Origin of the sequence: Streptomyces sp. V3I7, from assembly GCF_030817495.1 — a bacterium.
GTDB lineage: Bacteria > Actinomycetota > Actinomycetes > Streptomycetales > Streptomycetaceae > Streptomyces.
This window is the reverse complement of the sequence record NZ_JAUSZK010000001.1, coordinates 6,371,921-6,397,076: the sequence shown is the minus strand read 5'-3', so window position 1 is coordinate 6,397,076 and position 25,156 is coordinate 6,371,921. Positions and strand designations below refer to the sequence as shown.

The 25,156-nt window shown below is 73.6% G+C and carries 25 protein-coding genes; 16 read left to right on the top strand and 9 right to left on the bottom strand.

From position 1 onward, the window contains the following. The first annotated feature begins 248 nt into the window (after window positions 1-248). The 11 genes from QFZ74_RS29540 (at window position 249) to QFZ74_RS29490 (ending at window position 12,142) form a co-directional block, all read left to right on the top strand. Window positions 249-1,211, top strand: coding sequence for an NAD-dependent epimerase/dehydratase family protein (locus QFZ74_RS29540; RefSeq protein WP_307623903.1), 963 nt, complete (start codon window positions 249-251; stop codon window positions 1,209-1,211). 70 nt (window positions 1,212-1,281) lie between these two features. Next, window positions 1,282-2,946, top strand: a complete 1,665-nt coding sequence (locus tag QFZ74_RS29535) for a carbamoyltransferase C-terminal domain-containing protein (RefSeq protein WP_307623902.1) — start codon at window positions 1,282-1,284, stop codon at window positions 2,944-2,946. Then, on the top strand, window positions 2,943-4,040 hold the full coding sequence (locus QFZ74_RS29530) for a glycosyltransferase family 2 protein (protein ID WP_373462453.1): 1,098 nt from the start codon (window positions 2,943-2,945) through the stop codon (window positions 4,038-4,040). The genes QFZ74_RS29535 and QFZ74_RS29530 overlap by 4 nt, the downstream gene beginning before the upstream one ends. Next, complete coding sequence (locus QFZ74_RS29525) at window positions 4,037-4,756, top strand: HAD-IIIA family hydrolase (protein WP_307623901.1); 720 nt, start codon at window positions 4,037-4,039, stop codon at window positions 4,754-4,756. The genes QFZ74_RS29530 and QFZ74_RS29525 overlap by 4 nt, the downstream gene beginning before the upstream one ends. Further along, window positions 4,753-5,826 (top strand): glycosyltransferase family 9 protein, encoded by a 1,074-nt coding sequence (locus QFZ74_RS29520; protein WP_307623900.1) that lies wholly within the window; start codon window positions 4,753-4,755, stop codon window positions 5,824-5,826. Before QFZ74_RS29525 ends, QFZ74_RS29520 begins: the two co-directional genes overlap by 4 nt. Continuing rightward, window positions 5,823-6,788 carry a glycosyltransferase gene (locus QFZ74_RS29515; RefSeq protein WP_307623899.1) on the top strand — a complete coding sequence of 322 codons (966 nt, stop codon included), beginning with the start codon at window positions 5,823-5,825 and terminating at the stop codon, window positions 6,786-6,788. The genes QFZ74_RS29520 and QFZ74_RS29515 overlap by 4 nt, the downstream gene beginning before the upstream one ends. Next, window positions 6,785-8,029: a glycosyltransferase gene (locus QFZ74_RS29510; RefSeq protein ID WP_307623898.1), complete on the top strand. Its 1,245-nt coding sequence runs from the start codon at window positions 6,785-6,787 to the stop codon at window positions 8,027-8,029. Before QFZ74_RS29515 ends, QFZ74_RS29510 begins: the two co-directional genes overlap by 4 nt. Before the next feature lie 162 nt (window positions 8,030-8,191). Then, on the top strand, window positions 8,192-8,827 hold the full coding sequence (locus QFZ74_RS29505; RefSeq protein ID WP_307623897.1) for an SIS domain-containing protein: 636 nt from the start codon (window positions 8,192-8,194) through the stop codon (window positions 8,825-8,827). Further along, window positions 8,824-10,224, top strand: a complete 1,401-nt coding sequence (gene rfaE2 / locus QFZ74_RS29500) for a D-glycero-beta-D-manno-heptose 1-phosphate adenylyltransferase (protein ID WP_307623896.1) — start codon at window positions 8,824-8,826, stop codon at window positions 10,222-10,224. Before QFZ74_RS29505 ends, rfaE2 begins: the two co-directional genes overlap by 4 nt. After that, window positions 10,221-11,270 (top strand): glycosyltransferase family 9 protein, encoded by a 1,050-nt coding sequence (locus QFZ74_RS29495; RefSeq protein WP_307623895.1) that lies wholly within the window; start codon window positions 10,221-10,223, stop codon window positions 11,268-11,270. Before rfaE2 ends, QFZ74_RS29495 begins: the two co-directional genes overlap by 4 nt. Next, on the top strand, window positions 11,267-12,142 hold the full coding sequence (locus tag QFZ74_RS29490) for a glycosyltransferase family 2 protein (protein ID WP_307623894.1): 876 nt from the start codon (window positions 11,267-11,269) through the stop codon (window positions 12,140-12,142). The genes QFZ74_RS29495 and QFZ74_RS29490 overlap by 4 nt, the downstream gene beginning before the upstream one ends. Window positions 12,143-12,310: 168 nt before the next feature. Here QFZ74_RS29490 and QFZ74_RS29485 read toward each other — a convergent pair whose 3' ends face one another. After that, window positions 12,311-13,585, bottom strand: a complete 1,275-nt coding sequence (locus QFZ74_RS29485) for an MFS transporter (RefSeq protein WP_373462452.1) — start codon at window positions 13,583-13,585, stop codon at window positions 12,311-12,313. Window positions 13,586-14,121: 536 nt separating this feature from the next. On the opposite strand from QFZ74_RS29485, the gene QFZ74_RS29480 reads away from it, so the two are divergent. Then, on the top strand, window positions 14,122-14,868 hold the full coding sequence (locus QFZ74_RS29480) for an SDR family oxidoreductase (protein ID WP_307623892.1): 747 nt from the start codon (window positions 14,122-14,124) through the stop codon (window positions 14,866-14,868). A gap of 30 nt (window positions 14,869-14,898) precedes the next feature. Then, window positions 14,899-15,729: an SDR family oxidoreductase gene (locus tag QFZ74_RS29475; protein WP_307623891.1), complete on the top strand. Its 831-nt coding sequence runs from the start codon at window positions 14,899-14,901 to the stop codon at window positions 15,727-15,729. A gap of 21 nt (window positions 15,730-15,750) precedes the next feature. Here the strand turns inward: QFZ74_RS29475 and QFZ74_RS29470 are convergent, their stop codons facing one another. Further along, window positions 15,751-16,077 (bottom strand): plasmid stabilization protein, encoded by a 327-nt coding sequence (locus tag QFZ74_RS29470; protein ID WP_307623890.1) that lies wholly within the window; start codon window positions 16,075-16,077, stop codon window positions 15,751-15,753. A 403-nt stretch (window positions 16,078-16,480) separates the two neighbouring features. Here QFZ74_RS29470 and QFZ74_RS29465 point away from each other — a divergent pair, with 403 nt between their 5' ends. Beyond that, entirely contained in the window at window positions 16,481-16,927 is a 447-nt protein-coding gene (locus QFZ74_RS29465) for a hypothetical protein (protein ID WP_307623889.1), read from the top strand. A gap of 83 nt (window positions 16,928-17,010) precedes the next feature. Continuing rightward, window positions 17,011-17,709 (top strand): DUF6766 family protein, encoded by a 699-nt coding sequence (locus QFZ74_RS29460; RefSeq protein WP_307623888.1) that lies wholly within the window; start codon window positions 17,011-17,013, stop codon window positions 17,707-17,709. A gap of 43 nt (window positions 17,710-17,752) precedes the next feature. Here the strand turns inward: QFZ74_RS29460 and QFZ74_RS29455 are convergent, their stop codons facing one another. From QFZ74_RS29455 to QFZ74_RS29425, 7 genes are all read right to left on the bottom strand, one after another. Then, window positions 17,753-20,077 carry an FdhF/YdeP family oxidoreductase gene (locus QFZ74_RS29455; protein WP_307623887.1) on the bottom strand — a complete coding sequence of 775 codons (2,325 nt, stop codon included), beginning with the start codon at window positions 20,075-20,077 and terminating at the stop codon, window positions 17,753-17,755. An 82-nt stretch (window positions 20,078-20,159) separates the two neighbouring features. Continuing rightward, window positions 20,160-20,678 carry an SRPBCC family protein gene (locus tag QFZ74_RS29450; RefSeq protein ID WP_307623886.1) on the bottom strand — a complete coding sequence of 173 codons (519 nt, stop codon included), beginning with the start codon at window positions 20,676-20,678 and terminating at the stop codon, window positions 20,160-20,162. Window positions 20,679-20,783: 105 nt separating this feature from the next. After that, a complete protein-coding gene (locus QFZ74_RS29445) occupies window positions 20,784-21,128 on the bottom strand; it encodes a DUF6343 family protein (RefSeq protein ID WP_307623885.1) in 345 nt (114 codons plus the stop codon). A gap of 493 nt (window positions 21,129-21,621) precedes the next feature. Continuing rightward, entirely contained in the window at window positions 21,622-22,845 is a 1,224-nt protein-coding gene (locus QFZ74_RS29440) for an NAD(P)/FAD-dependent oxidoreductase (protein ID WP_307623884.1), read from the bottom strand. Then, a complete protein-coding gene (locus tag QFZ74_RS29435; protein ID WP_307623883.1) occupies window positions 22,838-23,032 on the bottom strand; it encodes a rubredoxin in 195 nt (64 codons plus the stop codon). Before QFZ74_RS29435 ends, QFZ74_RS29440 begins: the two co-directional genes overlap by 8 nt. After that, complete coding sequence (locus tag QFZ74_RS29430; protein WP_307623882.1) at window positions 23,029-23,199, bottom strand: rubredoxin; 171 nt, start codon at window positions 23,197-23,199, stop codon at window positions 23,029-23,031. The genes QFZ74_RS29435 and QFZ74_RS29430 overlap by 4 nt, the downstream gene beginning before the upstream one ends. Continuing rightward, window positions 23,196-24,386, bottom strand: a complete 1,191-nt coding sequence (locus QFZ74_RS29425) for an alkane 1-monooxygenase (RefSeq protein ID WP_307623881.1) — start codon at window positions 24,384-24,386, stop codon at window positions 23,196-23,198. The genes QFZ74_RS29430 and QFZ74_RS29425 overlap by 4 nt, the downstream gene beginning before the upstream one ends. 167 nt (window positions 24,387-24,553) lie before the next feature. Between QFZ74_RS29425 and QFZ74_RS29420 the strand changes: the two genes are divergently transcribed. Further along, a complete protein-coding gene (locus QFZ74_RS29420) occupies window positions 24,554-25,150 on the top strand; it encodes a TetR family transcriptional regulator (RefSeq protein WP_307623880.1) in 597 nt (198 codons plus the stop codon). Window positions 25,151-25,156: the final 6 nt, after the last annotated feature.

Here is a 25,156-nt window from a genome sequence, read left to right as displayed (position 1 = left end):
AGAGGGATGACACAAACACACTCGCCGAGTGCCCGAAACTCTTGCGGCTACGCGCCCGCTCGGCGTTCGTCACTCTGAGTCATCACCTGAATGTGCTAAGCCGTCGTGCCGTCGGCCGGGGCCGAGGGGAGCCTGGCGAGGGGTCCGGCACCGACGCGGGACCTCGTCGCGCCGGGCCCGGACAGGGCGCCCGAGCACGCCGGACGGCAGTCACCAGGCCTCGCTCGCCGCCGAAGGCAGGAGATGACATGAGCAACGCCGCCACACCCGGTTGGAAGCACGCGGTCGTCACCGGTGGCGCGGGCTTCGTCGGCTCGCACCTGTGTGCCGCGATCCTGGACGCCGGTACGGCCGTGACGTGCGTGGACGACTTCAGCACCGGGCGGCCGGAGAACATATCCGAGCTCCGTGACCGGCCCGGATTCACGCTGGTGCGGGCCAATGTCTCGGAGCGCCTTGCCGTCGGCCGACCGCCGGACCTCGTCCTGCACTTCGCCTCCCCCGCCTCTCCCGCCGACTATCTGCGGCTGCCGTTGCACACCATGGAGGCCGGCAGTCTCGGCACCCGCAACGCCCTGGCCCTGGCGCACGACGCCGGTGCGCGCTTCGTGCTCGCCTCCACGTCGGAGGTGTACGGCGATCCTCAGCAGCACCCGCAGAACGAGCGGTACTGGGGCAACGTGAACCCGGTCGGCCCGCGCAGCGTGTACGACGAGGCCAAGCGCTTCGGTGAGGCGCTGACCACGGCCGAGGCGGAGGCCCACGCCGTCGACACCGCCATCGTGCGGCTCTTCAACACCTACGGGCCGCGGATGCGCGGCCACGACGGACGCGCGGTGCCCACCTTCGTCCGGCAGGCCCTGGACGGTGAGCCGCTCACCGTCACCGGTGACGGGCTCCAGACCCGCTCCCTGTGCTACGTCGACGACACCGTACGGGGCATCCTTGCGCTGGCCCGGGACGGTATGCGCGGCCCGGTGAACATCGGCAACCCCACCGAGCTGACGATGCTCGAACTGGCCCGGCTGGTCATCGAACTGACCGGCTCCCGCTCCGAGATCCACTTCGTCGAGCGGCCCACGGACGATCCCGCGGTGCGCTGCCCGGACATCACCCTGGCCCGCGACAAGCTCCAGTGGGAGCCGCGGGTGAGTGCCGAGGAGGGGCTGCGGCGCACCATCGCGTGGTTCCGCGACCACGGACACGACTGAGCCGGCCGAGTCCGGCCCCGGTGTCACCTGATTCCGGGCCGCCCCTCCCCTGCCGAAAGGCTCGACCCCCATGCGCATCCTCGGTATCAACGCCCTGTTCCACGACCCCGCCGCGGCTCTCGTCGTCGACGGCCGGATCGTCGCCGCCGCGGAGGAGGAACGGTTCTCACGGCGCAAGCACGGGAAGCGGCCCGTGCCGTTCTCGGCCTGGGAGCTTCCGGAGCGGGCCGCCGCCTGGTGTCTGAAGCGGGCGGGTCTGCGCCCGGAGGACCTCGACGCAGTGGCGTACTCCTTCGACCCCTCGCTCGCCCGGTCCGCGCAGTCCATGGGCCTCGACGACCCCTGGGACCATCTGCGGCTCGCGTACGCGCGCGAGGCACCCGGGTTCCTCGCGACCGCGCTGCCCGGACTCGCTTCCGGCAGGGTCCGCTTCGTACCGCACCACATGGCGCACGCGGCGTCGGGCGCCTTCGCCGCGCAGGACGCGGGGAACTCGTCCGTGCTGGTGCTGGACGGCCGGGGCGAGCGCGCCTCGCACCTCGCCGCGCGCCGGATCGGCGACCGGCTGGAGGCCCTGAACGCGCAGGAGCTGCCGCACTCGCTGGGGCTGGTCTACGAGGAGCTCACCGAACACCTCGGATTCCTGCGCTCGTGTGACGAGTTCAAGGTGATGGCCCTCGCCTCCCACGGCAGTCCGCGCATGCTCGGCGAACTCCGCCGCCACGTCCACCCCACGGGCGACGGCGGCTTCCGCGCCACGGGCGTGCCCTGGCACGAACTGTGCGCGCCGCGCGGTCCGGAGGAGCCGTGGACCCAGGACCACGCCGATGTGGCGGCCAGCGCCCAGGCCGTGCTGGAGGAGACGCTGCTGGACCTGGTGCGCTGGCTGCACGGCAGGACGCATGACAGCGTGCTCACCATGGCGGGCGGCGTCGCCCTCAACTGCGTCGCCAACTCCCGTGTCGCCAGGGAGGGCCCGTTCTCCCGGGTGTGGGTGCAGCCCGCCGCCGGCGACGCGGGCACCGCACTGGGCGCCGCCCTGCTCCTCGCGGCCGGTGCGGGTGACGAACCGCAGCCCATGGCCGGCGCGGACCTCGGACGGGACTGGTCCGAAGCGGAGCTGGCCGCATGGCTGAAGACGGCGGGCGTGCCGTTCGACCGGCCCGCGGACATCGCGGCCACGGTGGCCCGGGCGCTGGCCGACAACGCGATCGTCGCCTGGTTCCAGGGGCGTTCGGAGTACGGGCCGCGCGCGCTGGGCCACCGGTCGCTGCTGGCGCATCCCGGCCACGCGGGCAATCTGGAGCGGCTCAACGACGTCAAGGGCCGTGAGCAGTTCCGGCCGGTGGCGCCCATGGTCACGGCCGAGCGAGCGCCGGAGATCTTCACCGGGCCGATGCCCAGCCCGTACATGCTGTTCGTCCATGACGTGCTGCCGCGGTGGCGGGAGCGGATCCCGGCGGTCGTCCACGTCGACGGAACCGCCCGTATCCAGACCGTGGACCGCGCGCAGGAGCCGCTGGTGGCCCGCATGCTGGACGAGTTCGAGAAGCTGACCGGGCTGCCGGTCGTCGTCAACACGAGCCTGAACACCGCGGGCCGGCCCATGGTGGACGACCCGCGCGACGCTCTGGAGTGTTTCGGCTCCTCGCCGGTCGACCTGCTGGCGATCGGCCCCTTCGCCGTGCGGCGCAGCTCCCTCTACGCCGCCTGCGACGACGGGTCCGCGCGATGACGGCGGACGAGGCGATGACGGGGGACGGGCCGCGGGCCGGGGCCCCGCGTTACGCCGTGGTGATCCCCACGCTGGGACGCCCCAGCCTCGGGGTGTGCCTGCGCGCCCTGGCGGACGCCCGCGGCCCGAAACCGGTGCGGGTGGTCCTCGTGGACGACGGCGTGCGCGCCGACGCCGCACCCTCCTCCCTGTCCGCCAAGGTCCCTGCCGAGCTGCGTGCCGTGACGACGGTCGTCCCCGGCGGGGGCCGCGGACCCGCCGCCGCGCGCAACGCCGGCTGGCGCGCGGCGGGCGAGGTTCCGTGGATGGTGTTCCTGGACGACGACGTCGTGCCGGGACCGGACTGGGGCGAGCGGCTGGCCGGCGACCTCGCGGCCGCCTCTTCCCGCACCGGTGGCGTCACCGCCCGGATCTCGGTCCCGCTTCCCGCGGACCGGCGGCCCACGGACTGGGAGCGCAACACCTCCGCTCTGGCGAAGGCCCGCTGGATCACCGCCGACATGGCGTACCGCCGTGCGGCGCTGGAGGCGGTCGGCGGCTTCGACGAGCGGTTCCAGCGCGCGTTCCGGGAGGACGCGGACCTCGCCCTGCGCGTGCGGGCGGCGGGCTGGGACCTGGCCCGGGGCCTGCGCCGCACCAGCCATCCCGTGCGTCCCGCCGGGCGGTGGATCTCCGTGCGCCTCCAGGCGGGCAACGCCGATGACGTGCTGATGAACCGGCTGCACGGCCGGGACTGGTGGCAGCGGGCCGGCGCGGCGCGCGGGCGGTTGCCGCGGCATCTGGCGGTGACGGCGGCGGCCGTGGCCGCCCTGTCGTGCGCGGTGCTGCGCAGGGGCGTGCCCGCGGCGTTGTGTGCCACGGCGTGGGTGGCCGGTACGGCCGAGTTCGCGGCGGCCCGGATCCGGCCGGGACCGCGTACCCCGGACGAGATCGTCTCCATGGTCGTGACCAGTGCGCTCATCCCGCCCGCCGCCACCTGGCACTGGCTGCGGGGGCAGTCGAAGCACCGGCGGACGCCGCCCTGGGCCCCGCCGGGACCGGCCTCGGTGTCCCGCGCGCCGCGGGCGGCGACCGGGGAGCGGGTGGGGTCATGACCCGGCCCTCCGAGCCCAGGACCCCGCGCGGGCACGACCGCTCGTCACGGACACGGACCGGCACGGTCGGCGGGCCGTGGCTGTTCGACGGCCCTGCGCGCGAAGGCCGGTGCGCGGCACGGCGGCCGCGGGGTGACCTCGCGGCGCCGGCCGCCGTTCTGTTCGACCGCGACGGGACGCTCGTGGCCGATGTGCCGTACAACGGCGATCCCGCGCTGGTGGTCCCGATGCCCTCGGCGCGGACCGCCGTCGGCGCCGTGCGCGCGCTGGGCATTCCGGTCGGGGTGGTGAGCAACCAGTCGGGCGTCGCCCGCGGGCTGCTGACGCGCGGCCAGGTGGAGGCGGTGCGCGAGCGGGTGGAGCACCTTCTCGGGCCGTTCGCGGTGTGGGCGGTCTGCCCGCACGGTCCGTACGACGGCTGCGGCTGCCGCAAACCCGCTCCGGGTCTGGTGCTCGCGGCCTGCGAACGGCTCGGGGTGCCGGTCGCAGGCACGGTCGTCATCGGGGACATCGGGGACGACGTCCGGGCCGCCGAGGCCGCCGGTGCGCGCGGCGTGCTGGTGCCGACGCCGGTGACCCGGCCGGAGGAGGTCCGCGCGGCCGCCGAGACGGCACCGTGCCTGCTGGACGCCGTACGCCTCGTGCTGAGCGGCCGCCGGGACGCGGGCGCCCGCCCTTCGCCGGCCGGCGGACGACCGGGAGGTGAGCCGCGATGACCCGCTCGCGCTCCCTCGTGGTCCGGCTCGACAGCGCCGGTGACGTCCTGCTGGCCGGGCCCGCCGTGCGGGCCGTGGCCGCCGGTTCCTCGTACACCGCGGTGCTGTGCGGGCCGCAGGGAGCTCCGGCGGCCCGGCTGCTGCCGGGCGTGGACGAGGTGGTGGTGTACGACGCCGCGTGGGTGGGGCTGGAGCCGGGCCCGGTGTCGGGTGAGGAGACGCAGGCGCTGCTGCGGACGTTGTCCGCCGGGCGCTTCGACCGCGCCCTGATCCTCGTCTCGTACCACCAGAGCCCGTTGCCCGCCGCGCTGCTGCTGAAGCTCGCGGGCGTCGGCTGGACGGCCGCGGACAGCGAGGACTACCCGGGTACGTTGCTCGACCTGCGGCACCGCCGGCTGCCGCACCGCCACGAGGCGCGGGCGGCGCTCGACCTGGCCCAGGACGCCGGGTTCACGCTGCCGCACGGCGACAGCGGTGAACTGCGCGTGTGCGCGCCTCCCGACGTCACGCACCTGACGGGCACCGGGCCGTACGTGGTGTTCCATCCGGGCGCCGCGGTTCCGGCCCGGGCGTGGACACCGGGGCGGGCGGCCCGGGCCGCGGCCGCCCTGTCCGCGGCCGGACACCGGGTCGTGGTGACGGGCGCCGCGGCGGAGAAGGACCTCACCTCGCGGGTGGCCGGGGAGCACGCCCTCGATCTCGGCGGCATGACGGATCTGCACCAGCTCGCCGGCGTCCTCGCCGGTGCCCGGGTCGCGGTGGTCGGCAACACCGGGCCCGCGCACCTCGCCGCCGCGGTGGGCACGCCGGTGGTGTGCCCGTTCGCCCCGGTGGTGCCGGCCGAGCGGTGGCGGCCCTACCGCGTGCCCCATGTGCTGCTCGGCGACGGTGCCGCGCCCTGCGCGGGAAGCAGGGCGCGCCGGTGTCCCGTGCCGGGCCATCCGTGTCTGGACGGGGTGAGCGACGCCGAGGTGCTGGCCGCCGTGGCCGCACTCGTCGGCGGTGGCGGTCCGGGGGCCCGTCCCCGGCCGGCCGGGGACGGGGAACCTGAGCGAGGAGCGACCGTATGAACATCCTGCTGTGGCATGTGCACGGATCGTGGACGACCGCGTTCGTCCAGGGGCCGCACCTCTACCTCGTTCCGGTCACGCCCGACCGCGGCCCCGACGGCCTCGGACGCGCGCGCACCTTCTCCTGGCCCGACTCCGTGCGCGAGGTGACGCCCGATCAGCTGCGGGACGCCCCGGTCGACCTCGTCGTGCTCCAGCGGCCGCACGAGGCGGAGCTCGCCGAACGCTGGCTGGGCGGCCGCCGGCCGGGCCGTGACGTCCCCGCCGTCTACCTGGAGCACAACGCCCCCGACGGTGACGTCCCCGGTACGCGGCACCCGTGCGCGGACCGGAGCGATCTGACCCTCGTGCACGTCACCCACTTCAACCGGCTGTTCTGGGACAGCGGTTCGACCCGTACGCGGGTCATCGAGCACGGCATCGTCGACCCCGGTCACCAGTACACCGGGCGGATCCCCCGGGCGGCCGTGGTGGTCAACGAACCGGTCCGGCGCGGCCGCCACACCGGAACCGATCTGCTGCCCGCCCTGTCCGAGGCCGTTCCCCTCGACGTCTTCGGGATGCGTACGGAAGGCCTCGCCGGCCACCTGGGGCTGCCCGCCGACCGGTGCCGGGGCGCGGATCTGCCGCAGCGCCGGCTGCATCCGGCCATGGCCGAGCGCCGGCTGTATCTGCATCCGGTGCGCTGGACCTCGCTCGGGCTGTCCCTGCTGGAGGCGATGCACCTGGGCCTGCCGGTGGTGGCGCTCGCGACCACGGAGGTGGTCGAGGCGGTGCCGCCCGGCACCGGCGTGCTGTCCACCCGGCCCGAGGTGCTGGCCGAGGCCGCCCGCCGCTATCTGCACGAGCCGGAGGCGGCCGCCGCGGACGGGGCGCGCGGACGCCAGGCGGCCGTCGAACGGTACGGACTCAAACGCTTTCTGGCCGACTGGGAACGCCTGATCACGGAGGTGCGCTCATGACGTCCCACGATCCGCTGTCCCCCGGGGTGCTGTCGGTCGCGCTCGTCTCGGAGCACGCGAGTCCGCTCGCCGCGCTGGGCGGGGTCGACGCGGGCGGCCAGAACGTCCATGTGGCCCGCCTCGCCTCCGCGCTGGCCGACCGCGGTCACCGGGTCACGGTCTACACCCGTCAGGACTCGCCGGAGCTGCCGCGCCGGGTGTCACTGCGGGCCGGCGTCGACGTCCATCACGTGCCGGCGGGGCCGCCGACGGAGCTCCCCAAGGACGAACTGCTGCCCCATATGGAGCCGTTCGCCCGCCACCTGGCCCAGCAGTGGCGCGTCCGGCCGCCGGACCTGGTGCACTCGCACTTCTGGATGTCGGGGCTCGCCTCGCTGCGGGCGGCGCGTGAGGCGGGGCTGCCGCTGCTGCACACGTACCACGCGCTGGGCACGGTGAAGCGGCGGCACCAACGAGAGGCGGACACGAGCCCGTCGTCCCGGATCGCCTGGGAGACCGAGGTCGGCCTCGGCTGCGACCGGGTCGTCGCCACGTGCCGCGACGAGGTCAGGGAACTGGGGCGGATGGGCATACCGGGCGACCGGGTCAGTGTCGTGCCCTGCGGGGTGGACACCGGCCTGTTCACTCCCGACGGGCCGGCCGCCGGGCGCGGCGCGTACCGGTTCCGGCTGCTTCAGCTGGGGCGGCTGGTGCCGCGCAAGGGGACGGCCGTCTCCGTCGTCGCTCTGGCCCGGCTGCCCGACACGGAACTCGTCGTGGTGGGGGGTCCGGCGCCGGACCGCCTGGACGACGACCCCGAGGTGCGGCGACTGCGCGGCATCGCGGCGCAGGCCGGCGTACTGGAGCGGGTCCGCTTCACCGGCGGCGTGCCGCGCGAAGAGGTGCCGCCGCTGCTGCGCAGCGCCGATGTGGTGGTGTGCCCGGCGGACTACGAGCCGTTCGGCATCGTGCCGCTGGAGGCGATGGCCTGCGGCAGGCCCGTCGTGGCCAGCGCGGTCGGCGGCCAGCTGGACACGGTCACCGATCCCGGCACGGGCAGGCTCGTGCCCGCGGGGGACGCCGAGGCCCTCGCCCGCGCCGTCGGCGAACTGCTCGCGGACCCCGCCCGCCGCCAGGCCTGCGCAACGGCCGGCCGCCGACGGGTCCTGAGCCGGTACGGCTGGGACCGGATCGCGGCGGCCACGGAGAACGTGTACGGCGCTGTGCTCAGCGAGCGCTACGCGGTGACCGGAGCGATCTGAGGACCTGACACGCGCGGCCGACGGGGTGCGGCACGCTCCCTTGTCCGACGACCCGCAGCACCTGTCCGACGACCTGAGCACCTGTCCGACGACCCGCAGCACCGAGGCCCGAAGGAGGTGCGGGCGCTGTCCCCGTCCCCGGGGAGCGGCGGCCCGACCAGCATGAGCGAACCCCTTGCACCCGACGAGGCGCACCGGCACTGTCAGTCGCTGCAGGACGCCCTCGGACGCTTCCGCCGGGACGGAATCGACCGGATCACCGCGTGGGCCGCCCATCTCGCACAGGTACTGCCCTCGGGCGGCCGGCTGCTGGCGGCCGGGAACGGCGGCAGCGCGGCCCAGGCCCAGCATCTGACCGCCGAACTCGTGGGCCGGTACCGGCGCGAGCGGCGCGCCTTCTCCGCCCTCGCGCTGCACGCGGAGACGTCGAGCGTGACCGCCATCGGCAACGACTACGGCTTCGAGCACGTGTACGCCCGGCAGGTGGCCGCCCACGGCCGCCCCGGTGACGTGCTCGTACTGCTGTCGACCTCGGGGCGCAGCGCGAACCTGATCACGGCCGCGGTGACCGGCCGGGCCGCCGGGCTGCGGGTGTGGGCGATGACCGGGCCGGGACCCAACCCGCTCGCGGAGGCGGCCGACGAGGCGTTGTGCATCGACGCCGACGCGGCCGCGACCGTGCAGGAGGCCCATCTGGTCGCCGTTCACCTGCTCTGCGAGAGCTTCGACACGGCGACCGGGGCGGCGGACGCGTCGGGGCGGCCGCACCGGGTCGCGGTTCACCGGAGTACGCCGTGACCGCGGGCGGGGCGGTGGTGGTGGTCGGGGACGTCCTGCTGGACGAGGACATCGACGGCGTCGCCAGCCGGCTGGCGCCGGACGCCCCGGCCCCGGTCGTCGACGTCACCGGGGACCGCTGCCGGCCCGGTGGCGCCGGTCTGGCCGCGGCCCTGGCGGCCCGGTGCGGGCGGGAGGTGGTCCTCGTGACCGCGCTCGGCGACGACCCGGCCAGCGATGCCGTACGCCGCGCGCTGCGGGGCCGGGTCCGGCTCGTGGAGCTGCCGCTGTCGGGCACGCTGCCCGTCAAGACCCGTGTGCTGGCGAGCGGCAGGCCGCTGGTGCGCATCGACCGCGGCGGGGGCACGCCCGGTGAACCGGACGGTGCGGTGCCCGACGCGCTGGCGCAGGCCCACGCCGTCCTCGTCGCCGACTACGGCCGCCATACGGCCCGTGCCGTGCGGGAGCATCTCGCGGCCGTGGCGCGGCGGACCCCCTTGGTGTGGGACCCCCATCCGCGGGGCGGCGCGCCCGTCCCGGGAGTCCGCATGGTCACCCCGAACGCGGCAGAAGCCCGTGCGCTGGTCGCCGGGGACGGGGACTCGTTGCGGGCGCACGCCCGGCGCGGCACGGAACTCGCCGAGCGCTGGCAGGCCGCGACGGTGGCGGTGACGCTCGGCGAGCGGGGGGTGCTGCTCGCGCGGCCGGGCGGAACGACGCCGATGCTGGTGCCGGTCCCGTACCGGGCCGAGGGCGATCCGTGCGGTGCCGGGGACTGCTTCGCGGCGGCCGCGACGGCCGCTCTGGCCGACGGTGCCCTGCCGGAGGAGGCCGTACAGCGGGCGGTCGCCGAGGCGGCGGCGTTCGTGGCGGCGGGCGGGGCGGGCAATCCGGCCCTGTGGGACGCGCCGGTAACGCCGCGTTCCGTGCCCGCACCGCAGAAGGACCCGTTCGCGCTCGCGGAGGAGGTGCGGGCGCGTGGCGGGACCGTCGTCGCGACGGGCGGCTGCTTCGACATCCTGCACGCGGGGCACGTCGGTCTGCTGGAGAGCGCCCGGCGCACGGGCGACTGCCTCATCGTGTGCGTCAACTCCGACGCGTCGCTGGCCCGCCGCAAGGGGCCGGGGCGCCCGCTGAACCATCTGGCCGACCGGATCCGGGTGCTGGCCGCTCTCGGCAGTGTCGACGCGGTCGCGGTGTTCGAGGAGGACACGCCGGTGGAGCTCCTGGGCCGGCTGAGGCCCGACGTGTGGGTCAAGGGCGGCGACTACTCGGTGGAGGAGCTGCCCGAGGCGGAGGCACTGCGCTCGTGGGGCGGCCAGGCCGTCCTGCTGCCCTATCTCGACGGCCGCTCCACCACGCTGCTCGCACGCCGGGCTGCCCGAGCGGCGGCGGCCCCCGAAGGAACCGGACCATGACCCCCGCCCCCGGACCCGAACCGCGCCCCCGCGCACTCGTACTGCGAGCCCTCGGCCTCGGCGACCTGCTGACAGCGGTACCCGCCCTACGCGCGCTCCGGCACCGGCTACCCGCACACGAGATCGTGCTCGCCGCACCCGAACGGCTGACCGGACCGGCCAAGGCCACCGGCCTGGTGGACCGACTGCTTCCCGCGACGGCGCCGGGGCGGGCCGTTCCCGGCTCGCTCGCGTGGCAGGGGCCGGGGCCGGACCTCGCCGTGGACCTGCACGGCAACGGGCCGGCGAGTCATCTCCTGCTCCGGCGCCTGCGGCCACGGCGCCTGCTGGCCTACCGGCATCCGGGGACGCCCGAGATCGCCGGGCCCCGGTGGCGGGAGGACGAACACGAGCGGCACCGCTGGTGCCGGCTTCTGCGGTGGTACGGCATCCCCGCGGACCCCGGCGATCTGCTGCTCCCGCGTCCGGCGGAGGCCTCGCCCGCCCCCGGCGCGGCCGTCGTGCACCCCGGAGCGGACGCCGCCGCCCGCCGCTGGCCCGCGCACCGGTTCGCGGCCGTGGCGCGGGAGTTGCGCCGCTCCGGCCTCGACGTGGTGGTGACGGCGGGCGCGGACGAGGGGCGACTGGCGCGCCGGGTCGCCGAGGACGCCGGACTGGCGCCCACGGCGGTGCTGGGCGGGCGGGACGACGTTCCGTTCGGCCGGCTCGCCGCGCTCGTGGCCGGTGCCCGGTGCGTCGTGGTGGGCGACACGGGCCTCGCCCACCTGGCGACGGCCCTCGGCGCCCCGTCCGTCGTCCTCTTCGGTCCGGTCTCCCCGCGCCTGTGGGGGCCCCCGGAACACGCGCGCCATCGGGCGCTGTGGCATCCCGCGGGCGACGACTCGCCCCGCCCGGGCGACGCCCACGGCGACGAGCCGGACGAACGGCTGCTGCGGATCACCGTCGGGGAGGTCGTCGAGGCGGTCCGTGCCCTCCCCGAGCCCCATGGTGAGTCGAAGGCAGGGGGCCCGCCGACGGTGGTCACGGGAACGGGTGGGCTCCCGTGAACGGACAGGCACCCCGGCCACGCACCGGCATCGTCGTGATCACCCGGAACCGGTGCGGGCGCCTTCTGCGGACCCTGGACCTCCTGACACACCTGCCCGGACAGCCACCGATCGCCGTGGTCGACAACGGATCCACGGACGGCACCGCCGAAGCCGTACGACGGACACATCCCCGGGTACGGCTGCTGACCCCCGGCCGTAACCTGGCGGCGGCGGGCCGGACGTACGGCGCCGCCGCGCTGGACACGCCGTACGTCGCCTTCAGCGACGACGACTCCTGGTGGGAGCCGGACTCCCTGGAGCGCGCCGCGGACATCCTCGACGGCCACCCGCGTGTGGGCCTGCTGTCGGCCACCACGCTGGTGGGCGACGAGGCCCGCCAGGATCCGCTGAACACGGCACTGCGGGATTCGCCCCTCGGCACCGAGCCCGGTATGCCCGGCCCGTCGGTGCTCGGCTTCCTCGCCTGCGCGGCGGTGGTGCGCCGGGAGGCCTTCCTGGGCGTGGGCGGGTTCCATCCGTTGCTGCGGATCGGCGGGGAGGAGCAACTGCTGGCGATCGATCTCGACGCGGCCGGCTGGGGCGTGGTGCACTGCCCCGACGTCGTCGCCCGCCACCAGCCGGACGGGGCGCCCCGGCCCGGCCGCCACGCCGTGATGCGGCGCAACGCCCTGCTCACGGCGTGGCTGCGCCGACCCTTGCGAGACGCCCTCTCCCAGACAGCCTGCCTGCTCGTGGACGGCGTGACGGACGCCGGGGCCCGGCACGCCCTGGCGGGCGCGGCCTGGCGTCTGCCCGCCGCGCTCAAGGACCGCAGACCGGTCCCGCGGCGCGTGGAACGCCGTATCCACTCCGTGGAAGCCTCGCCGTGAGGGAACCCGCCCCCACCGGCCGCGACCCCGAGCTGTCCGCTCAGGCCGCGGTGGTGAGCCCCGGCCGCTCCTGGACGGCGATGCCCCCGCCCGGCACACCCTGGTCGGCGCCGCGTGGCGGCTGCCCGCGCCCGCAGGCGCACGAGCTGCCGCGCCTGAGATCGCGGCTCAGGCGGCGGTCGTGAGTTCGGGCCGCCCGGCCGCGGCGGCGTCACCGGTGCCCAGCGTGACAGGCACCGCGGGCGTGCGGCCGCGCAGGAGGTGTCCCGCACCGACGGCAGCGGCGATGAGTATGCCGCCGACGACCAGGGCGCCTCGGGCCCCGGCCAGTTCCATGAGCAGGCCGAGCGCCGGCGGTCCGGCGAGCCCCCAGAGGGTGCGGATGGTGTTCCAGACGCCGAGGACGCGGCCCCGCAGGTGCGCGGGCGGATCGGTCTGGAGCACGGTCGTACCGGCCGTGTCCGAGACCGACTCGACCACGGCCATGGGCAGGACGAGCACCAGCAGCACGGCGAGCGACGGCGACAGCCCGGCCGCGATCTGCAGGAGGGCACCGGCCGCCGCGAGCAGCCCCACGAGCCGGACCGACGGCTTGCGCAGCCGGGCGCCGAGCACCGCGCCGACGATGCCTCCGGCGGCGAGCACGGTGGAGACCGTGCCGAACGCACCGGCGCCGCCGGCCAGGGGGCCGGTGACCAGGACGGCCAGAGTGAGCCCGTAATTGCGGCCGAAGACGGCACTGATCGCCGTGACGCCGGCGAGCGCGACCAGCCGCGGCCGACGCAGGAAGAACCTCAGGCCCTGACGGGCGCTCATGTTCTGGTCCTGGTCCTCCCGCGAAGTACCGGAAGTACCGGCGGTCCTCTCCGCTCGCGCACCCCGCTCGGCATCCGGACGGCGCACGGGACGCAGGAAGGGGATCACCGCGGCGACGAAGAGGAAGGACAGCCCGTTCGCCGCGTACGCCGCGGCCGTCCCGAGGAATCCGACGGTCGCTCCGGCCAGCGCCGCCCCGGCGAGCCGCCCGGCATTGTGGACGAGCGATCCCACGCCGATGGCGGAGGGCACGTCCTCGGTCCGGACGAGGTCGTTGCCGAGCAGTGCGCAGGCCGGTCCGTCGACGGTGGCGATGAGGCCGGTGACCGCCGCCAGGGCCATCAGCACGGGGAGGTCGAGGTGGTGAGTGACGACGAGAGCGGCCGTGACGAAGGCGACGACACCGAGCAGGGCCTGGCTGACGGCGGCGGTCAGCTTCCGCGGCCACCGGTCGACGAAGGCGCCACCGGCCAGGCCCATCAGCAGTCCGGGCGCCGCCTGGACGGACATGGACAGGCCCGTGGCCGCCGCGGAGCCCGTGATCTGGAGCACGAGCAGGTTCTGGACCGTCAGCTGCATCCAGGTGCCGGTGTTGGAGACGAGGTTCGCGACGGACCACCACCGCATGCTGCGGTACTTCAAGGAGCGCCAGGGGGCGCGGTCGTCGGTGGGGGAACTCGGGCGCGGCGGGGCACCGGCGGAGGGGGAAGACACAGTGGACGCACTCGGGGACGCGCCCGGCGGCGGGTGCCCGGGCCTTGGCGGATGCGGCGGAGACGCGGATCACCGGCGGCTCTGCACGGCCGCTCCACCGAACTGTCGGATGCCGTACCGGGTGTCACCCCGGGGCCCTTGCGGCACACGGCTCGTCCATCGTGACAGACCGGGACCACGGCCGGACGCCGACTGCGCCCGCGGTACGGGCCCGGGACCCGCGACACCCGCTGGGGCCAGGGCATTCGCGCTTCTGGTGTGCTTGCTCACAGCACGGCGGTACGAGGCTGCCGTGGCGGCGGGACCGGCGGCGGGTCCGTTCGCGTCCGGACCGCGATGGCCCAGCCCGGCGTGCCGGTTCCCGGCGCCCGCCTCACAGTGAGGAACGGAACGGTTTCCCTCCGCGCTCGTAGGACAGGGGCGCGGCACGGCGACGGAAGGCGGACTCGATGGACGGCTCGGTGCGCGTGGACCTCCGCGGTCGGCAGGCCCTGGTGACCGGTGGCGCACGCGGGCTGGGCGCCGCCCTCTGCCGGCGCCTGGCGGGCGCGGGTGCCTCGGTGCTCGTGGCCGATGTGCGCAAGGAACTGGCACGGGAGCTGTGCGACGAACTGGCCGGCTCGGGCGGCGACGCCCGCTTCGTGGAGCTGGACGTCCGCGATCCGCACATGGTCGCGGAGGTCTTCCGCGACCTCGACGCGGAAGGGCGGCCGGTGGACGTCCTGGTCAACAACGCCGCCGTGGACGTCTCCAAGCCGATCGAGCACCTGAGCGCCGACGAGGTGACGCGGGTGGTGACGACGAACCTGCTCGGGCCGATGTACCTCTGTCTGGAGGGCTACCGCCGCATGGTGGCCCGGGGCGGCGGTCACATCGTCAACATCCTCTCCACCGCGGCCAATCGCACCTGGACCGAGGCCGGTGCCTACGCGGCGGGCAAGTCGGGGCTGCGGGCCTTCACCCACACCCTGTTCCAGGAGGCCCAGCGCGACTGCCCCGGCATCGGCGTCACGGGCGTCATCGCCGGCGGCATGGAGACCCCGTTCATCCTGGAGCGCTTCCCGGACGCCGACGTGTCCCTGCTCCAGAGCCCGGACGTCGTGGCCGACACCGTCCTCTACGCACTGTCGGTCCCGGTCGGCAGCGCCGTCTCGGAACTGGTCGTCGTGCCGCGCAAGGAACCGTCCTGGCCCTGAGCCGGCGCCCCGCGGGCCCCGAGGAGCGAGATGCCTGCGTACCCGAGCTACCCGAGCGGGAGCGAGCGCACCCACACACCCGTCGCCATCGTCACCGGCGCCGATTCGGGCATCGGCCGGGCGACGGCCGTCCGTCTCGCCGCGGACGGGATGGATGTCGGGATCACCTTCCACACCGACGAGCGAGGCGCCGCGGCCACGGCGGACGAGGTGCGCGGTCACAGCCGGCGCGCCGCCGTCGCCGCGCTGGACCTCACCCATCTGCCCGGCGCCGCCGAGGTGATCGACGAACTCGCGGCCGAACTGGGGCGCGTGGACGTCCTGGTGAACAACGCGGGCACCGGCACGGCGACGCCGTACCTGGAGCTGGACCACGCGACGGTCCAGCGGGTGCTGGACGTGGACCTGGTGGGGCCGTTCCTGTGCGGGCAGCGGGCGGCGCGGCACATGATCGCGCAGGGGGACGGCGGCCGGATCGTCAACGTCACCTCGGTCCACGAGCACCAGCCACGTGTCGGGGCGGCGCCCTACTGCGCGGCCAAGGGCGGGCTCGGTCTGCTCACGCAGGTGATGGCACTGGAACTCGCCGAGTACGGCATCACGGTCAACGCCGTGGCGCCGGGTGAGATCGCCACGCCCATGACCGGTCAGGAGGACGAGGACGTCACGACCGTGACGCGCCGCGGCATTCCGCTGGGACGCCCCGGTGACGCCCGGGAGGTCGCCGCGGTCGTCGCGTTCCTCGCGGGACCGGACGCCTCCTACGTCACGGGGGCGTCGTGGGCGGTGGACGGCGGGATGCTGCGCATGGGCCCCATGGCGGGCTCCCACCTCGGCACCGACTCCTGGCGTCGACCCTGACGGCCGGGGCCGGTGGGCCGGTCAGCGTCCGAGGGCCTGCCGCAGCTCGTCCTTGTTCATCGACGAGCGGCCCTCGATGTTCTTCTTCCTGGCCTCCTCGTACAACTGGTCCTTGGTCGGCCCCTGCGAACCCTGGTGGGACCGCTCGCCGCCCCGCTCGGGCGCCGACTTGCGGTCCCGGGTGGAGGTCTTGCTCGCGGACTTGGACTCACCGGAACGCGCCCGCTCCTTGTTGACCGTGCGGGCGGCGATCTCCTTGGCGCGCGAGGCCGAGGCACCACGTTCTTCGGCGCCTTCCTTGATGTGCTCGTACTGGCGCTCCCGTTTGGCGCTGGATCCGGCAGGCATGCGTACTCCTTCAGGTGAAAGGCCCCCGAGCGGCTGTTCCCGGCTCCCCGTGCGGGGCGTTCCCGTCACGAGCCGCCGAGGACGGCCTTCTGAACGTCGGCGGGGCTGTCGAACCGGTCCGGGCCGGCTTCCGAGATCTGAGCACCTTCTGCAGTTCAACGGGGTTGATCTCTGCCATCACGCCTCCCCAGGCAGTGCACCGGGTCTGGTTTCACCTGTACGGGTACCCCGGGTCCGGCGTCGATGCGCATGCCGCCCGTGTCGTCGTACCGCCGCACGGGTGGTGATCGGCGTCGGCTGAGCAAACGATCCGGCGCCGACGCCACCGGCTTGAGAGGCTGACGGCGTCGCCGGTCCCGAGCCCGGCGGTGTGAGGACCGGATCCACCGAGAAGGGCAGCCCGATGTCCGAGCGCACCGTTCCCCGCGCCGTCCTGACGGTGCGGAGGAACGCGCTGCGGGCCGCGACGCTGCTCCTCCTCGCCGCGGCGGCGAGCGGCTGCGGCGCCACGGCAGCCCGGAGCGGGGAGGCTGCGGCGCTGGCAGAGACGTTCGAGGGGATGCTGCACGCACACAGAACCCTGGCCGCCTGCGCCCTGCTGGCCCCCGAGACGCGCAGCGAGCTGCAGGAGTCCCAGCGCTCTGCGTGCGCTTCCGCGCTCGGGGAACAGGGGCTCCCCGAAGGCGGCCCCGTCCGCGACGTCGAGGTCTACGGCAGACAGGCACAGGTGGTCCTGCGCGACGACATCCTCTTCCTGTCCCGTTTCGACGAGGGCTGGAGGGTCGTCGCGGCGGGCTGCGCGGCCGAGCCGGGCGAACCGGCGTTCACGTGCACGATCAAGGGAGGGTGACCGATGAGGTTCATGTTCACCGGCTGCCTCGTCGTCGTCATCGCCGGGCTCGTCTACTTCGCCGCGATCGGGCTGCTGCACCGATGAGGGCGCACAGCGGGCAAGGCGTGCGTCGGTTCGTCCACGACAACGGTCTCTCCCTGGCCTTCGGGCTCGCGTTCCTCGTCGTGCTCATCTGCCAGGCCGTGGCGGGCTGCGCCGAGTTCGACGAGCAGCTCGCGCTCGACGGCCTCGCTCCCGTCGGCCTCGGCGAGTACGTGACGTCGTCGGACTTCGCGGTGGACGTGACGGAGAACTGGCAGTCGGAGTACCTGCAGTTCTTCCTCTACATCTTCGGGACGGTGTGGCTCCTGCAGCGCGGCTCTCCGGAGTCCAAGGAGTTGCACAAGGCCGGACTGGAATCGGAGAAGGAGCAGCGGGTCGGTCCGCACGCGCGGACCGACTCCCCGCGCTGGGCCGGTACGGGGGGCTGGCGTCAGACGGTCTTCTCCCGCTCCCTCGGGCTGGTCATGGGCGGGCTCTTCCTGCTGTCCTGGCTGGCGCAGTCGATCGCGGGCGTGTCCGCCTTCAACGAGCAGCGGCTGCGTCAGCTCCAGGCGCCCGTCGGCTGGGGCGCCTACCTCGCCTCGGCCGACTTCTGGAGCCGCTCGCTGCAGAACTGGCAGTCCGAGCTGCTCGCCGTCGCCTCCATGGCCATCCTGTCGGTCTATCTCCGCCAGCGCGGCTCACCGGAGTCGAAGCCGGTGGGCGCGGCCCACACCTCGACGGGCGTCGAGGGCTGAATCCGCAGCGGAGCCAGCCCTCGAACACCGTCAGGTCATCCCGTCAGAGACGGAATTCGGTGGGCTTGGCGCCCGGCGGGGTCGCCGTGGGCTCGAGCCGGACCACGATGCCCTTGGAGGTCGGCTGGTTGCTGATCTCGGCGACGCTGTCGAGCGGGACGAGGGGCTGGACCTCGGGGTAGTAGGCGGCGGCGCAGCCGCGGGTGGTGGGGTAGGGGACGACGATGAAGTCCTCGACCCGACGGTCGACGTCGTCGTGCCACACGCCGACGAGGTTGACGTACTGCCCCCTGGTGAGGCCCAGTTCGGCCATGTCCTCGGGGTTGACCATGACGATGTTGCGGCGGCCGTGGATGCCCCGGTAGCGGTCGTTCTCGGTGTACGGGAGGGTGTTCCACTGGTCGTGGGAGCGCATGCTCTGCAGGATGAGGGTTCCCTCGGGCGCACGCGACATGTCGAAGTCGTTGCGGGTGAACATGGCCTTTCCGGTGGCGGTGGCGAAGACGCCTTCGTTGACCGGGTTGGGGAGCCTGATGCCTCCGGGACGGTTGACGCGGCGGTTGAAGTCGAAGAATCCCGGGACGATATGGGAGACCCGGTCCCGGATGTTCCCGTAGTCCGCCTCGAACTCACGCCAGGGGACCTTCACCTTGTCGCCCAGCGTCCGGTGGGCGAGCCTGCAGAGAATGGCGACCTCGCTGAGCAGCAGGCGGGAGGCCGGAGGGAGTTTCCCGAAGGAGGTGTGGACCTCGCTCGAGGTGTTCTCCACGGTGACGAACTGGATGCCACCCGCCTGGACGTCGATCTCGGTCCGGCCCAGACAGGGCAGGATGAGCGCCGTCTCCCCGGTCACCGTGTGGGCCTTGCTGAGTTTCGTGGAGATCTGCGCGGTCAGCCGGCAGCGGCGGATGGCCTCGTCGGTGATGCGGGTGTCAGGGGCCGCACGCACGAAGTTCCCGGCCAGCGACAGGAACACCTTGATGCGGCCCTCGTACATCGCCTTGACGGCCTTGACGGAGTCCACGCCGTGCTCACGCGGCGGGTCGAATCCGAACTCGGCCTGGAGGGCGTCGAGGAACTCGTCCGGCATCTGCTCCCACACGCCCATCGTGCGGTCGCCCTGTACGTTGCTGTGTCCGCGCACGGGGCTGGCGCCGGCGCCGGCCCGGCCCAGGTTGCCACGCAGCATGAGGAAGTTGACGATCTCGCGGACGGTCGGCACACCGTGGCGCTGCTGGGTGACGCCCATGGCCCAGCACACGATGACGCGCTTGGCGCGCAGCACGTAGTCGCGTACGTCCTCGATCTGCTGCCGGGTGAGCTGGGTGGCGGCGAGGATGTCGTCCCAGGAGACGTTGCGTGCGTGCTCGGCGAACTCCTCGAAGCCGGACGTGTGGCTGTCGATGAACTCGTGGTCGAGGACGGTGCCGGGGGCGGCGTCCTCCGCCTCCAGCAGCAGCCGGTTGACGCCCTGGAACAGAGCGAGGTCGCCGCCGCTGCGGATGTGCAGGAACAGGTCGGAGATCTTGATACCGTCACCGATCACGCCACTGAGCTGCTGGGGGTTCTTGAACCGGAACAGTCCCGCTTCGGGCAGCGTGTTCACGGAGATGATCTTGCCGCCGTTGAGCTTGCACTTCTCCAGCGCGGACAGCTGGCGCGGATGGTTCGTCGCGGGGTTCTGCCCCACCAGGAAGACCAGGTCGGCCTGGTAGAAGTCCTCCAGGCCCACCGTGCCCTTGCCGGTGCCCAGCGTCTCGTGCAGGCCGAACCCGCTGGTCTCGTGGCACAGGTTGCTGCAGTCGGGCAGGTTGTTCGTGCCGAACGCGCGCGCGAAGAGCTGGAGCACGAACGCCGACTCGTTGCTGGCCCGGCCGGAGGTGTAGAAGGCGGCCTCGTCCGGGGAGTCCAGCGACTTCAGCTCGTCCGCGATCACACCGAGCGCGTCGTGCCAGCTGATCGGCTCGTAGTAGTCCGAGCCGGGCCGCTTGATCATCGGTTCGGTCAGCCGGCCCTGCTGGTTCAGCCACAGGTCCGACTGCTCGTTCAGCTCGGAGACCGAGTGGGTGCGGAAGAACTCGCGGGTGACGCGCCGGCCGGTCGCCTCGTCGTTGATGTGCTTGGCGCCGTTCTCACAGTACTCGTTCATGTGCCGGTGCCCCGGCGCCGGGTCGGCCCAGGCGCAGCCCGGGCAGTCGATCCCTTCGACCTGGTTCATGGTGAGCAGCGTCGTCGCCGTCGTACGGAGCGTCGCCTCGTCGAGGGAGTACTCCAACGCGTGCACCACCGCGGGGACTCCAGCCGCCCACTTCTTGGGCGGAGTCACGATCAGTCGCTCGTCCGGCTCGTGCTTGGGTGCCTTCTTCATCGCGCATTGCCTCTCGGTTCGTCGACGCGTCTCGTTGCCGGGCCTTGTGTCGTCCTCGCGGATCAGCCGTCGTCCGCCGGCCTCAGCCGACGGGCCACTTGGGCACGTGGCTCCTGGGCGGATCCGGCTCCGAGGGGTGCACTCGGCCGTTACGGACCGATCCCCTCCAGGCGCCGCTCGCGTCTCCCAGTCCTTCGATGATCTCCTTGAAGTGCCCGAGTTCCGTGCGGACGAGACGCCTGGCGAGCTTCGAGGGGTCCATCAGCCGGCCCATCAGCCCACGCGGCCGGACCTCCATGCGGACGGTGAGCACCGTCCGGTCGGGGCCCTCGGAACGGAACTCGACCTCCCCGCGGAGCCATGGCTCGCGCTCCACGCTGCGCCATGCCACCAGCTTGTCGGGCACCTGCTCGACGATCTCCGCCAGGAACTCCTGGCTCAGGGGGCCGACCCCCACCTTCCAGCGCGTCATGGTGGGGTTGACCTGATCGACCCGTTTCACCGCGGGCATGAAGCGCGGAAAGCTCTTGAACTGGGTCCACTGGTCGTACGCCGTGCGTACGGGGACCGCGATCTCGACCGACTCTTCGATGACGTTCATAGTCCACCTGGTTATGGTCCATTGGCTCGGGGCACGGACGCGTCCAGTGTCACCGCGCTGTCTCCACGTCGCCACCGGACCGCACGACGCAGCGGCCGGCGCACGTCAGTGTCTGTGCGGCCGGCCGCCCCGCTCCCGGGCACGGCGCCTGATGACGATCACGAGGTCCACCACCGTCAGGAGCGCGAGGGCTCCGCAGAGCGCGGCCAGGGTCCCGAGCTCACCGGGGGTCGGCGAGTCCTGGGCCCCCGAGACGCTCGCCCACAGGGCGAACAGCGCGGTGCCGAGCAGCAGGAGGAGCAGCCCGGCGACGCCGAGGACGAGCCGCAGTTCCAGCGCGCTGCGTGCCGTGACGGGCTCGGCTCCCGTGCGTTCCCGACGGTGGCCGACCACGCCGGAGCGCGAGCGCGGTACGCCCGCCGCGTCGTCCGGGGACCGTCGCCGGCGCATCGGATCCTCCCGCAGAGACTTCGGCTGCCCATGCCGCCCTCCGCGTACCCGACCGCGCGTCACCCAATCAGCCACGCAATCAGGTGACCCCCTCCACCGCGGTGGCCGACGGCACCCGCTTCCCGGCCGGGCGTTCCGTGACCGGCCGGCTCCCGTGTTCCCGACGGCGGCCGACCACGCCGGAGCACAAGCGCGGCTCACGCCCGCCGCGTCGTCCGGGGACCGTCGCCGGCGCCTCGGATCCTCCCGCAGAGACTTCGGCTGCCCATGCCGCCCTCCGCGTACCCGACCGCGCGTCACGCAATCAGCCACGCAATCAGGTGACCCCCTCCGCCGCGGTGGCCGACGGCACCCGCTTCCCGGCCGGGCGTTCCGTGACAGGCTCGGCTCCCGTGCGTTCCCGACAGCGGCCGACCACGCCGGAACGCGAGCGCGAGCGCGGCTCACGCCCGCCGCGTCGTCGGGGGACCGTCACCGGCGCATCGGATCGCAATCAGGTGACCCCCTCCACCGCGGCGACCGACGGCACCCGCATCCCGTCGGCCTCCAGTTCTGCGCGCAGCGCGCGGAACTCCGCCGGCCTGTTCGCGCACACCGCTGCGGTCAACCGCCCGTCGCGCCAGGCCCGTACGGTGAAGTCGAAGGCCTCCGGGTCCCCGTCGACGGTCAGCGTCCCGGCGTCCCTCGGGTCGCCCGCGACCTGCAGGCTGCTGCCGTACTGGTGGGTCCAGAACCACGGCCGGGGCGAGTACGGGACGCCGGCGCCGAGCATGTTGCGCGCGACCGCCGCCCCGTGCTCCTGGGCGTGCGCCCAGTGCTCGAACCTGCGCGGCGCGCCCCCGCTCCCGAACGGGCCGCGCGCCACGTCCCCGGCGGCGTACACACCGGGTGCGGACGTCTCGCCGAACGCGTCGACCAGGATCCCGTCGTCGGTCTTCAGGCCGGCGCGTTCGGCGAGGGCCGTCTCGGGGGTCATGCCGACGGCGACGACCACGGTGTCCGCCGTCAGGGTCGAGGAGCTGCCCGGACCGCTCTCACGCGGCGCGGCCGCGATGCGGCCGTCGCGTCGTTCGAAGCGGTCGAGCCGGAGCCCGGTGAGGAGCTCCACGCCCCGTGACCGGTGCAGGGCGGCGACGGCGTCGGCCACGAGCGCCGGAAGGACGCGGGCCAGGGGCCGTTCGTCGGCCTCGGTCACGGTCACCTCGCAGCCGAGACCGCGCGCGGTGGCGGCCACCTCCAGTCCGATCAGACCGGCGCCGATGATCAGGACCCGTCCGCCGCCGGTGAGCGCCGACCGCAGCGCGTTCGCGTCGTCGAGGCTGCGCAGCCGGTGGACGCCCGGCAGTGCGTCGGCCGCGGGCAGCCGCCCGGGACGGCCGCCGGTGGCGAGCAGCAGTCTCCGGTACGGGAGCGTCGTGCCGTCGGAGAGGAGCACCCGGCGCCGGTCGGTGTCGAGCGACGTGGCCGCGACGCCGGTACGCAGGTCGATGCCCCGCTCCGCCCAGGAGGCGACGGGACGCAGCAGCGTCCGGGACGGCGGCTGGGCTCCCGAGAGCACCTCCTTGGACAGCGGGGGCCGGCGGTAGGGCGGTTCGGGCTCGTCGCCGACGAGGACCAGCTCACCCTCGTACCCCTCGGCCCGCAGCGTGAGCGCGGCGGTGGCGCCCGCGATGCCGGCGCCGATGACGACCACGGGGCCGGGCTCGGGCTCAGGCATGCGTGATCTCGGCCATCTCGAAGTCGGCCTTCGCCGCGCCGCAGTCCGGGCACGACCAGTCGTCGGGGATGTCCTCCCAACGGGTGCCGGGGGCGATGCCCTCGTCGGGCCAGCCCTCGGCCTCGTCGTAGACGAAGCCGCAGACGAGGCAGATCCACTTCTTGGCGGGGCGGTCCTCGGCGCTCACACGCTCTCCTCGGGTTCGAAGTCGGTCTTCTCACGGACGCCGCAGTCGGGGCAGCACCAGTCGTCCGGCACCTGGCTCCAGGGCGTACCGGCGGGGAAGCCCTCGCGGGGGTGGCCGGCGGTCTCGTCGTACACGTAGTCGCAAGAGGGGCAGCGGTGGCGGCTCATGCGGCGGCCCCGTAGCGGGCGACGAGCGCCTCGCGCTTGCCGGGCTGGATGTTGGCGCGGGTCACGTCGCCGTCGTAGTGCGCGAGGACCCGGCGGTCCATGACCCTGCGCCACAGCGGCGGGACGTAGGCCAGGAGCATCATCCCCGCGTAGCCGGTGGGCAGTTCGGGGGCCTCGGCGAAGTGCCGCAGCGCCTGGTAGCGGCGGGTCGGGTTGGCGTGGTGGTCGCTGTGCCGCTGGAGGTGGTAAAGGAAGACGTTGGAGGCGACGTTGTCGCTGTTCCAGCTGTGCCGGGGGGCGCAGCGCTCGTACCGTCCGCTGTCGGCGCGCTGCCGCAACAGGCCGTAGTGCTCTATGTAGTTGACGACCTCGAGCAGGCAGAAGCCGAAGACGGCCTGGAGGGCGAGGTAGGGCAGGATGCCCGGCCCGAAGGCGGCGGTGAGCACGCCGAAGAGGACGACGGACATGGCCCAGGCGTTCAGGACGTCGTTGCGCAGGGTCCACGGCGACTTGCCGGTGCGGGTGAGCCGGGCCTTCTCCAGGCGCCAGGCGGAGGTGAGGCTGCCGGTGATCGTCCTCGGCAGGAACCGCCAGAAGCTCTCGCCGAGCCGGGCGCTCGCCGGGTCCTCGGGGGTCGCCACGCGGACGTGGTGGCCGCGGTTGTGCTCGATGTAGAAGTGGCCGTAGAAGGTCTGGGCGAGCGCGATCCGGGACAGCCAGCGCTCCAGCGACTCCTTCTTGTGGCCGAGTTCGTGGGCGGTGTTGATGCCGATGCCCGCGACGGCGCCGAGGGTGAGGGTGAGGCCCACCTTGTCGAGCGTGGTGAGGCCGCCGTCGGTGATCAGCCAGCAGCTCACGGCGAGGCCGGCGTACTGCAGGGGGAGGTAGAGGAAGATGCACCAGCGGTAGTAGCGGTCCTGTTCGAGCCAGGCGAGCGCGCTGTCGGGCGGGTTGGCCGCGTCCTTCCCGGTGAGCCGGTCGACGATCGGGAAGATCACGTACAGGATGCCGAGCCCGGTCCACCAGAACAGCCGGAGTCCGGTGAGTTCCACCAGCCCCCAGGACAGGAAGGGGAAGCAGGGGACGACCAGGCCCATGAGCCAGAGATAACGCTTGGGGTCCCGCCAGGGTGCCTCTTGGGTCCCGGGGGTCTTGTCGGGTATCGCTCCTCGTTCGCTGTGCACCATGCCCGGCCTCCTTGCCGATTCGGTGGACACTTCACCTGTGTTCGGTCCACTAGATAGACAGAAGGGGTGTGACTCGTCAATGCTTCTGACAGCAATCGATCGGAGCGGGCCGTATCGGCCGGGAGGGGTGCGGGCCCGAACAGGGGGTTGGTTAGAGTGAGCGCACGATGAGCCGATTCCGTGAAAGCGTTCGATCTCTCCTGCGTGAGCAGGTACTTGACGCTGCCTACCACCTGGTCGCCGCGAACGGCTGGGGCATGCTGCGCATGGCCGCCCTCGCCCGCGCGGCGGGGGTGAGCCGGCAGACCCTGTACAACGAGTTCGGCACCAAGGAGGCGATCGGCACGGCCCTCGTCCAGCGCGAGCTGGAGGGCTTCCTCGTCGGCATCCAGGGTGAACTCGACGCGAACCGCGACGACTTGCGGGAGGCGGCCGCGGCCGGGGTGGCATACACCCTGCGGCAGTCCATGGACAACCCGCTGATCAAGGCCATCCTGCTGGCGGCGCGCGGCGGCGACGACGAACTGCTCGCCTATCTCACGACGCGGCCCGAACCGGTCTTCGTCACCGCCATGGCGATGCTCGACGCGTACGTGATCGAGGCGTGGCCGGATGTCGACGCCGAGTCGCGGGGGCTGGCGGTGGAGACCATCGTGCGCCTGACCGTCAGCCACATCGTCCAGCCGGTGGCCCCGCCGGAGGAGTCGGCGCGGCGGATCGCGCTGATCACGGCGCGGATCGCCTACCCGGGACGGACCGACTGAACGGGA

What these genes read in the sequence shown, in the direction of transcription:
- QFZ74_RS29540 (WP_307623903.1), top strand. Translation starts at nt 249, where the DNA reads ATGAGCAACGCCGCCACACCCGGTTGGAAGCACGCGGTCGTCACCGGT.
- QFZ74_RS29535 (WP_307623902.1), top strand. Translation starts at nt 1,282, where the DNA reads ATGCGCATCCTCGGTATCAACGCCCTGTTCCACGACCCCGCCGCGGCT.
- QFZ74_RS29530 (WP_373462453.1), top strand. Translation starts at nt 2,943, where the DNA reads ATGACGGCGGACGAGGCGATGACGGGGGACGGGCCGCGGGCCGGGGCC.
- QFZ74_RS29525 (WP_307623901.1), top strand. Translation starts at nt 4,037, where the DNA reads ATGACCCGGCCCTCCGAGCCCAGGACCCCGCGCGGGCACGACCGCTCG.
- QFZ74_RS29520 (WP_307623900.1), top strand. Translation starts at nt 4,753, where the DNA reads ATGACCCGCTCGCGCTCCCTCGTGGTCCGGCTCGACAGCGCCGGTGAC.
- QFZ74_RS29515 (WP_307623899.1), top strand. Translation starts at nt 5,823, where the DNA reads ATGAACATCCTGCTGTGGCATGTGCACGGATCGTGGACGACCGCGTTC.
- QFZ74_RS29510 (WP_307623898.1), top strand. Translation starts at nt 6,785, where the DNA reads ATGACGTCCCACGATCCGCTGTCCCCCGGGGTGCTGTCGGTCGCGCTC.
- QFZ74_RS29505 (WP_307623897.1), top strand. Translation starts at nt 8,192, where the DNA reads ATGAGCGAACCCCTTGCACCCGACGAGGCGCACCGGCACTGTCAGTCG.
- QFZ74_RS29495 (WP_307623895.1), top strand. Translation starts at nt 10,221, where the DNA reads ATGACCCCCGCCCCCGGACCCGAACCGCGCCCCCGCGCACTCGTACTG.
- QFZ74_RS29485 (WP_373462452.1), bottom strand. Translation starts at nt 13,585, where the DNA reads ATGCGGTGGTGGTCCGTCGCGAACCTCGTCTCCAACACCGGCACCTGG.
- QFZ74_RS29480 (WP_307623892.1), top strand. Translation starts at nt 14,122, where the DNA reads ATGGACGGCTCGGTGCGCGTGGACCTCCGCGGTCGGCAGGCCCTGGTG.
- QFZ74_RS29475 (WP_307623891.1), top strand. Translation starts at nt 14,899, where the DNA reads ATGCCTGCGTACCCGAGCTACCCGAGCGGGAGCGAGCGCACCCACACA.
- QFZ74_RS29470 (WP_307623890.1), bottom strand. Translation starts at nt 16,077, where the DNA reads ATGCCTGCCGGATCCAGCGCCAAACGGGAGCGCCAGTACGAGCACATC.
- QFZ74_RS29465 (WP_307623889.1), top strand. Translation starts at nt 16,481, where the DNA reads ATGTCCGAGCGCACCGTTCCCCGCGCCGTCCTGACGGTGCGGAGGAAC.
- QFZ74_RS29460 (WP_307623888.1), top strand. Translation starts at nt 17,011, where the DNA reads ATGAGGGCGCACAGCGGGCAAGGCGTGCGTCGGTTCGTCCACGACAAC.
- QFZ74_RS29455 (WP_307623887.1), bottom strand. Translation starts at nt 20,077, where the DNA reads ATGAAGAAGGCACCCAAGCACGAGCCGGACGAGCGACTGATCGTGACT.
- QFZ74_RS29450 (WP_307623886.1), bottom strand. Translation starts at nt 20,678, where the DNA reads ATGAACGTCATCGAAGAGTCGGTCGAGATCGCGGTCCCCGTACGCACG.
- QFZ74_RS29445 (WP_307623885.1), bottom strand. Translation starts at nt 21,128, where the DNA reads ATGCGCCGGCGACGGTCCCCGGACGACGCGGCGGGCGTACCGCGCTCG.
- QFZ74_RS29440 (WP_307623884.1), bottom strand. Translation starts at nt 22,845, where the DNA reads ATGCCTGAGCCCGAGCCCGGCCCCGTGGTCGTCATCGGCGCCGGCATC.
- QFZ74_RS29430 (WP_307623882.1), bottom strand. Translation starts at nt 23,199, where the DNA reads ATGAGCCGCCACCGCTGCCCCTCTTGCGACTACGTGTACGACGAGACC.
- QFZ74_RS29425 (WP_307623881.1), bottom strand. Translation starts at nt 24,386, where the DNA reads ATGGTGCACAGCGAACGAGGAGCGATACCCGACAAGACCCCCGGGACC.
- QFZ74_RS29420 (WP_307623880.1), top strand. Translation starts at nt 24,554, where the DNA reads ATGAGCCGATTCCGTGAAAGCGTTCGATCTCTCCTGCGTGAGCAGGTA.